This is a genomic window from Streptococcus sp. CCH8-H5 (assembly GCF_001556505.1).
Classification (GTDB): domain Bacteria; phylum Bacillota; class Bacilli; order Lactobacillales; family Streptococcaceae; genus Streptococcus.
On the sequence record NZ_LSIZ01000149.1, the window covers coordinates 1 to 8016 of the forward strand.

An 8016-nucleotide genomic window follows, 5' to 3' on the forward strand; every position below is an offset into this window, starting at 1 on the left:
ATATTTGGTCTTATCTCAGACGTTATCCTAAGTGGCTAGCAATGAATTTTACGGCAGCCATTTTATTTGTTATTGCTAACTTGGGTTTGCCGACGGTTCTTGCCAGAATGATTGATGAGGGAATAAACCGTGGTGATGTTGATAAGCTTTACGCTTATGCTTGGGTCATGTTTGGTGTAGTTTTGACTGGGATTGTTGGTCGTATACTTCTGTCCTATGCGGTTGGAAAGTTGACCACTACTATGGTGCAAGTCATGCGTAATGACATTTATGCTAAGCTTCAGGAGTATTCCCACCACGAGTATGAGCAGATAGGGGTATCCTCTTTGGTGACTCGTATTACATCAGATGCTTTTGTGCTTATGCAGTTTGCGGATCAGGTTCTTAAGCTAGGGGTTATCACTCCTTTGATGATGGTTTCCAGTGTCTTTTTGATTTTGACGACAAGTCCATCTTTGGCTTGGATTGTGGCAATCTCCTTACCTTTCCTAGCCGTAGTTGTCTGGTATGTGGCGGTAAAAACGCGTCCGCTTTCTGAAAAGCAACAGGCAACTCTCGACAAGATTAACCAGTATGCTCGTGAAAATCTGACTGGACTTCGTGTCATCAGAGCTTTCGCTAGAGAAGATTTTCAAGAGAAGAAGTTCGCTTCTGAAAATGCTGTCTATGCGGATAATTCAAATAAACTTTTCAAATTGACTGGTTTGACCGAGCCACTTTTTGTGCAAATCATCATCGCTATGATTGTGGCCATTGTTTGGTTTGCTCTTGAGCCATTAGGCTCTGGAAGTTTGGCTATCGGTGACTTGGTTGCCTTTATTGAGTACAGCTTCCATGCACTATTGTCTTTCCTTTTCCTAGCCAATCTCTTTACCATGTATCCTCGTACGGCGGTGTCTAGTGAACGTCTGCAGGAAATTATGGACATGCCGATTTCTATCAATCCAAATGAAGATGGCGTGACAGAAACCGAGACTAAGGGATATTTGGAGTTTGACAATGTGACCTTTGCCTATCCTGGTGAAACTGAAAGTCCTGTCCTACACAACATTTCTTTCAAGGCAAAACCTGGTGAAACCATTGCCTTTATCGGATCAACGGGTTCAGGAAAATCATCACTTGTGCAGTTGATTCCACGCTTTTATGATGTAACACTTGGACGCATTCTTGTTGATGGAGTAGATGTCCGTGACTACAATCTTAAGGCTCTTCGTCGTAAGATTGGCTTTATTCCACAAAAAGCCCTACTCTTTACAGGGACTATCGGTGAAAATATCCGTTATGGTAAGGAAAATGCCAGTCATGAAGAATTGAATCAAGCTACTGATGTGGCTCAAGCCAAGGAATTTATCGAAAGTAAGGAAGAACGCTATGATTCTCATTTGGCTGAGGGTGGTAGCAACCTTTCTGGTGGACAGAAGCAGCGTTTGTCAATTGCACGTGCGGTGGTTAAACGTCCTGATCTTTATATCTTTGATGATTCCTTCTCTGCCTTGGACTACAAGACTGATGCGACCTTGCGCCGTCGTCTAAAAGAAGTGACTCAAGATGCGACAGTCCTGATTGTAGCCCAACGTGTGGGAACTATCATGGATGCTGATCAAATCATTGTTTTGGATGAAGGTGAAATCGTTGGTCGTGGCCGTCATGAAGAGCTTATGGAAAGCAATGATATTTACCGTGAAATTGCTAATTCACAATTGAATCAAAAGAGTCTTACGGAAGACTAGAAGGAGGTCAAAATGAAGAATAATAAAAAGAAAACAAACCATTCCTCAAGTTTTGGCCGTCTTTGGTCATACTTGCAGGCTTATCGTTTCCCACTTTACCTAGCCATTTTCTTGAAAATTGTTAGTGTCATCATGAGTGTCATTGAACCCGTAGTCATTGGTTTAGCTATTACAGAGCTGACCAAAAATACGCTGGATATCATTAAGGGGGTAGAAGGCGCCCATATCAATGTATCCTATGTTGGTTTGGTTCTGGTTGTTTATCTCTTGCGTGGTCTTATTTATGAGTTGGCTGCCTACTATTCCAACTATTTCATGACCAATGCTGTGCAAGCAACGGTTCAAGATATGCGAAATGAGATGACCGATAAAATCAATCGTACCTCAGTGTCATACTTTGATAAGCACCAGTTTGGGGACCTCTTGGGCCGCTTTACTAGTGACGTTGAGACAGTATCTAATGCCTTGCAGCAGTCATTCTTGCAGATTGTTAATGCCGTCTTTACTCTAGTCTTAGTTATTGGAACAGTGCTTTACCTTAATCTTCAATTGGGAGCTATAGTTGTCGTCACTATTCCCATTACTTTCTTTGGTGCCCGTTTTATCATGAGTAAGTCTCAACCTTACTTTAAGCAGCAGGCTGATGCTCTAGGTACTCTTAATGGTTTTGTTCAGGAAAATCTGACTGGTTTCAATGTGCTTAAACTTTTTGGCCGTGAGGATAGATCTTTAGACGACTTTAAAGAGATTACGGAAGACCTTCAGAAGGTAGGTTTTAAGGCCAATTTCATTTCAGGCCTCATGATGCCTGTCCTTAATGGTTTATCTGACTTGACCTATCTCATTGTCGCTGTTCTAGGTGGTTTGCAAGTTTTGGCTGGTCGCTTGACGATTGGTAATATGCAGGCCTTTGTTCAGTACGTTTGGCAGATTAATCAACCTATTCAGAACTTGACTCAGTTAGCTGGACAATTGCAGAGTGCTAAGTCTTCTTTGGACCGTATTTTCCAACTGATGGATGAACCAGACGAGGCTAATGATGCTACTGAAGTGCTTGAAGGAGATTTGACCGGTCAGGTTAGCTTTAAGCATGTAGACTTCCAGTATGTGGCTGATAAACCTTTGATTCGTGACTTTAATCTTGAAGTCAATCCTGGCGAAATGGTCGCTATTGTCGGCCCAACTGGTGCCGGAAAATCAACGATTATCAATCTTCTCATGCGTTTCTATGATGTGACGGCTGGTTCTATCTCGGTTGATGGTCATGATATTCGTAACTTATCACGTCAGGATTATCGTAAACAGTTTGGTATGGTGCTTCAGGATGCTTGGCTCTTTGAAGGAACTATCAAGGAAAATCTTCGTTTTGGTAATCTTGAGGCAACTGATGAAGAAATTGTTGAAGCCGCTAAGGCTGCCAATGTGGACCACTTTATCCGTACGCTACCTGGCGGTTACAACATGGAAATGAACCAGGAATCAAGTAACATTTCACTGGGACAAAAGCAACTTTTGACCATTGCGCGTGCGCTTTTGGCTGATCCTAAAATCTTGATTTTGGACGAGGCAACCTCATCAGTTGATACCCGTCTGGAACTCTTGATTCAAAAGGCTATGAAGACTCTCATGCAGGGTCGAACAAGCTTTGTCATTGCTCACCGTCTGTCAACTATCCAAGAGGCAGACAAGATTTTGGTCCTTAAAGATGGTCAAATCATCGAACAAGGGAACCATGAATCCCTTCTTGCAGATAAAGGCTTCTATTACGATTTGTATAATAGCCAGTTTGCAGAGAAATAAACAAAATAATCCATCAGTTCATAACTGGTGGATTTTTGCTGATTTTAACGAGCAATAAAAGAGACTTCCCCAGTGAGAGAAGTCTCAAAATTAATATTTATTTCTCAGCAGGTCGTGTGACGAACATGGCATCTCCGAAACTGAAGAAGCGGTAGCGTTCTTGGACGGCGTGTTTGTAGGCATCGAGGACAAATTCACGGCCAGCAAAGGCTGAAACCAACATGACCAAAGTTGATTTTGGAAGGTGGAAGTTGGTTGAAAAGGCGTCTACGACTGTGAATTGGTAGCCTGGTTTGATAAAGATATTAGTCCAGCCTGAGTCGGCTTGGAGTTGACCATCGTATTTATTGCCGATTGTCTCAAGTGTTCGTATTGAAGTAGTTCCTACTGCAATGATGCGGCCTCCAGCGGCTTTGACGCTATTAAGGGTATCGGCAGCGTCTTGACTGAGGGTGTAAAACTCTGAGTGCATCTCATGTTCGTCGACATTCTCAACAGAAACAGGTCGGAAGGTTCCCAGTCCAACGTGGAGGGTGAGGTAGACCAATTTTACGCCTTTGGCTTCAATCTTTTGAAGCAATTCAGGTGTGAAATGGAGACCAGCTGTTGGAGCAGCGGCGGAGCCATTTTCCTTGGCATAGACCGTTTGGTAACGGTCACGGTCTTCCAATTTTTCATGGATATAAGGTGGCAGTGGCATCTCGCCTAAGCTTTCCAAAACCTCGAGGAAGATACCGTCGTAGCTAAATTCTACGATTCGACCACCGTGATCTAGTTCCTCAGTGACAGTGGCAGTCAAGCGGCCATCGCCAAAACTGACTTTAGCACCTACTTTAAGGCGTTTGGCTGGTTTGGCCAATACTTCCCATTGATCCCCTTGGGTATTTTTCAAAAGGAGAAATTCCACATGGCCGTGTGTATCAGGTTTTTCACCGTAGAGGCGGGCAGGAAGCACGCGTGTATTGTTCATGACCAAGGCATCTCCAGGGTTAAGCTGGTCAATGATGTGGTCGAAGTGGGTATCAGTCATTTCCTTGGTTACAGGATCAATGACCAAGAGTTTAGAGGCATCACGTTGTTCCAATGGGGTTTGAGCAATCAGTTCCTCTGGCAGTTCAAAATCAAAATCGTTTGTATTCATTTCTTTCCTCGTTTAAAAATGTTCAGCCTTTTTATTATAGCACGATATAGGGCGACCGTCATTAAACTTATCGAGTGAAAGCGCTTGACAAAAAGGTTAAAAAAAGAGATAATAAATAAAAATGGTATATACCAATATCGAGGTGAATAGAATGAAAAAGATTTTAGTTGAAAATCAAGTTGAGGGAGGCAAAGTTGCCTTTGATCTTCTTAAAGAGAGCCTTGCAGCGGGTGCTCAGACATTGGGATTGGCGACAGGTAGTTCACCTATCGCCCTTTACCAAGAGATGGTTGAGAGTGACGTGGATTTTTCGGAACTTTACAGCGTCAATTTGGATGAATACGTCGGACTAGCACCAGACCATGAGCAGAGCTACCATGCCTTTATGAAAGCTCAACTCTTTGATGCCAAGCCATTTAAAGAGAGCTTCTTACCTGACGGCATGGCTGAAGATTTAGAACAGGCGGCCAAGGATTACGATGATATCCTATCCCAACATGTCATTGACTTGCAAATCTTAGGTATCGGAAGTAATGGGCATATTGGATTTAATGAGCCAGGTACGCCTTTTGATAGTCAAACCCATGTGGTCGACTTGACTGACAGCACTATTGAAGCCAATAGCCGTTTCTTTGCCAGTCGAGACCAAGTTCCTACAAAGGCTATTTCAATGGGGATTGCTTCCATTATGGCTGCCAAGAAGATTATTTTGTTTGCCTATGGTGACAAGAAGGCAGATGCCATTTTCAAGATGGTCAAGGGTCCAGTAACAGAGGAAGTACCGGCCAGTGTCTTGCAACATCATCCAGATGTGACTCTTATCTTAGATGAGGCTGCTGCAGCGAAATTGTAGGAGAAAATATGAGTCGTAAAATTTACAATATGAGCTTTTCAAAGGTCTATCCTATGCTAGTGGCCAAGGCAGAGCGGAAAGACAGGAGTCGAGCAGAGGTGGATTAGGTAACTACGTGGTTGACCGGCTATTCGTCAACGACTATTGAGGAGGCTCTATCATTTGAAGTTAGTTACGGAGATTTCTTTCGTCAAGCTCCTGCCCTCAATCCTAAGCGTCATCTGATTACGGGATCCATCTGTGGGGTTAAGTTGACCGAAATTAAAGAACCTCTTATGCAAGATATTCGCTATCTGGATAAGCTAGTAGATGAGCTGGCTAAGGGGAGACCTATGGAAAAGGTAATAAGAAGTTAAGTTATTTAAACTCAGGTTGAGGCATCTGGCACTCAGCCTTTTTCTTTTATGACAATTCTTCTCCAAACAAATCAATTGCCTAGTCCTCTTTGATAACGCTATAATAGTTAAGTTGACTTTGACTATCAAACAACAGATATAGATATTTCATAAAGAAAGAGGACATACAATGGCAAAACCTATTCGAGTATTGCTTTATTATAAATACCTTCCCATCGAAAATGCTGAGCAATTTGCGGCTGACCACTTGGCTTTCTGTAAGTCAATCGGTTTGAAAGGACGTATCTTGGTCGCTGACGAAGGAATCAATGGAACGGTTTCTGGTGACTATGAAACCACTCAAAAATACATGGACTACGTTCACAGCCTTCCAGGGATGGAGGACCTCTGGTTCAAGATTGATGAGGAAGAAGAGCAAGCCTTCAAGAAGATGTTTGTTCGCTACAAGAAGGAAATCGTCCACCTTGGTTTAGAGGATGATAACTTTGACAGCGACATCAATCCGCTTGAAACTACTGGTGCTTACTTGTCACCAAAAGAGTTTAAAGACGCTCTTTTAGATGAGGACACTGTTGTCCTCGATACACGTAACGACTATGAGTATGACCTTGGTCACTTCCGTGGAGCCATTCGTCCAGACATTCGCAACTTCCGTGAATTGCCACAATGGGTCCGCGACCATAAGGAAGAGTTCATGGACAAGCGCGTGGTTGTTTACTGTACTGGTGGTGTCCGCTGTGAGAAATTCTCAGGTTGGATGGTCCGTGAAGGCTACAAAGATGTTGGTCAATTGCACGGTGGTATCGCGACTTACGGAAAAGATCCAGAGGTTCAAGGGGAGCTTTGGGATGGTAAGATGTATGTCTTTGACGAGCGTATTGCCGTTGATATCAACCATGTAGACCCTGTCGTTGTCGGTAAGGATTGGTTCGATGGGACGCCTTGCGAACGCTATGTCAACTGCGGTAACCCATTCTGTAACCGTCGTATGCTTGCTTCAGAGGAAAATGAAGACAAGTACCTTCGTGGCTGCTCACACGAATGCCGTGTTCACCCACGCAACCGTTATGTCTCTGAAAATGGTTTGAACCAAGAAGAAGTTGTCAAACGTCTTGCGGCAATTGGTGAGAGCTTGGATGTAACGCCTGCTTAAGTTTAAAAATAGAAGAAGCTGAGAGAAATCTCGGCTTTTTTTGCAATTTATTTCTAAAATAATGACAGATATATATTGCAATTAGAAACATATAGTGTATAATTAAGATGAAAACGGATGGTGAACCTAATCAATGTCGACGATAATATCAGATAAGATGAAAAGGAGGGGGCATGTGGCAAAGAATTTACGCTTAAAAGCAGCTCGAGCAGAGCATGATATGACCCAGGGTGACTTGGCAGAAGCGGTAGGTGCAACAAGACAAACCATAGGGTTGATTGAAGCTGGAAAGTACAATCCCAGCCTAGGTTTATGCATTGCCATTTGCAAAACACTTGACAGGACTTTGGATCAACTGTTTTGGGAGATTTAGGAAGGAAGTAAAGATGATGAAATTTAAGCTTGTTAATAATAAAGTTACAGATGAACGCGAAGAAGCTCTAAGTAATAAAGTTGGTGCTGAATGTTTTTACATAATGATTGCCGGGACAATGGCGTGCTTGTTCTATGGCTCCCTCTTTAACAAGGGTGTCATCTCTGCTAATTACTTACTTTATCCATTGTTGATAGCATGGATTTGGTCTATTTATAGAGCTGAACGTCTTGCTGTAAATGCTTTTGGAGGTTCTAGTATGACAGTCCTAGGTTGTTTACTGGTGACTGGGCTTATCACACTTGAAATAATGATAGTTAACTATCAGTCATACCACAATGTCTATCATAATAATCCCTTGGATCCTAGATATCTCATGGCTTGGCCAATTACTTATATCATTTATGTTCCCTTTGTCTTTTTTATGAATTGGGCTCTCACAGCACTGGGAAGATATGAGAGAAAATGTCTTGAAAAACAGCTAGACGATTTGGAGAATGAAGAATAAATAGTGAGAGAATCAGACCGTTCTTTTTGGTCTGATTTTTTTGTCTTACGAAAACCACTAGCTGTGCTAGTGGTTCCGAAAAGCTTTTAGCGATGTATCAAA

Annotated in this window: 7 protein-coding genes and 1 pseudogene; 7 read left to right on the forward strand and 1 reads right to left on the reverse strand. The window is 42.6% G+C overall.

Annotated elements, in window-relative coordinates; translation table 11 throughout:
• Positions 1-2 precede the first annotated feature (2 nt).
• Both AX663_RS09465 and AX663_RS09470 read left to right on the forward strand, forming a co-directional pair.
• On the forward strand, positions 3-1730 hold the full coding sequence (locus AX663_RS09465) for an ABC transporter ATP-binding protein (protein ID WP_231724233.1): 1728 nt from the start codon (positions 3-5) through the stop codon (positions 1728-1730).
• A 12-nt stretch (positions 1731-1742) separates the two neighbouring features.
• Entirely contained in the window at positions 1743-3530 is a 1788-nt protein-coding gene (locus AX663_RS09470; protein WP_060973332.1) for an ABC transporter ATP-binding protein, read from the forward strand.
• Between the two features lie 97 nt (positions 3531-3627).
• On the opposite strand, the gene queA is transcribed toward AX663_RS09470, so the two are convergent.
• Complete coding sequence (queA, locus tag AX663_RS09475) at positions 3628-4671, reverse strand: tRNA preQ1(34) S-adenosylmethionine ribosyltransferase-isomerase QueA (protein WP_060973333.1); 1044 nt, start codon at positions 4669-4671, stop codon at positions 3628-3630.
• A gap of 151 nt (positions 4672-4822) precedes the next feature.
• Here queA and AX663_RS09480 point away from each other — a divergent pair, with 151 nt between their 5' ends.
• The 5 genes and pseudogenes from AX663_RS09480 (at position 4823) to AX663_RS09500 (ending at position 7914) form a co-directional block, all read left to right on the forward strand.
• Positions 4823-5524, forward strand: coding sequence for a glucosamine-6-phosphate deaminase (locus tag AX663_RS09480; protein WP_060973334.1), 702 nt, complete (start codon positions 4823-4825; stop codon positions 5522-5524).
• 8 nt (positions 5525-5532) lie between these two features.
• Positions 5533-5880 (forward strand): annotated as a pseudogene (locus AX663_RS09485) (DUF2200 domain-containing protein).
• Between the two features lie 169 nt (positions 5881-6049).
• On the forward strand, positions 6050-7033 hold the full coding sequence (gene trhO, locus AX663_RS09490; RefSeq protein ID WP_022496434.1) for an oxygen-dependent tRNA uridine(34) hydroxylase TrhO: 984 nt from the start codon (positions 6050-6052) through the stop codon (positions 7031-7033).
• A gap of 175 nt (positions 7034-7208) precedes the next feature.
• Positions 7209-7406, forward strand: a complete 198-nt coding sequence (locus tag AX663_RS09495; RefSeq protein WP_002885991.1) for a helix-turn-helix transcriptional regulator — start codon at positions 7209-7211, stop codon at positions 7404-7406.
• Between the two features lie 13 nt (positions 7407-7419).
• Positions 7420-7914, forward strand: coding sequence for a DUF6773 family protein (locus AX663_RS09500; protein ID WP_060973335.1), 495 nt, complete (start codon positions 7420-7422; stop codon positions 7912-7914).
• Positions 7915-8016 lie beyond the last annotated feature (102 nt).

Coding starts and splice junctions, on each gene's coding strand:
- queA (WP_060973333.1), bottom strand. CDS start 4,671: ATGAATACAAACGATTTTGATTTTGAACTGCCAGAGGAACTGATTGCT.
- AX663_RS09480 (WP_060973334.1), top strand. CDS start 4,823: ATGAAAAAGATTTTAGTTGAAAATCAAGTTGAGGGAGGCAAAGTTGCC.
- AX663_RS09470 (WP_060973332.1), top strand. CDS start 1,743: ATGAAGAATAATAAAAAGAAAACAAACCATTCCTCAAGTTTTGGCCGT.
- trhO (WP_022496434.1), top strand. CDS start 6,050: ATGGCAAAACCTATTCGAGTATTGCTTTATTATAAATACCTTCCCATC.
- AX663_RS09500 (WP_060973335.1), top strand. CDS start 7,420: ATGATGAAATTTAAGCTTGTTAATAATAAAGTTACAGATGAACGCGAA.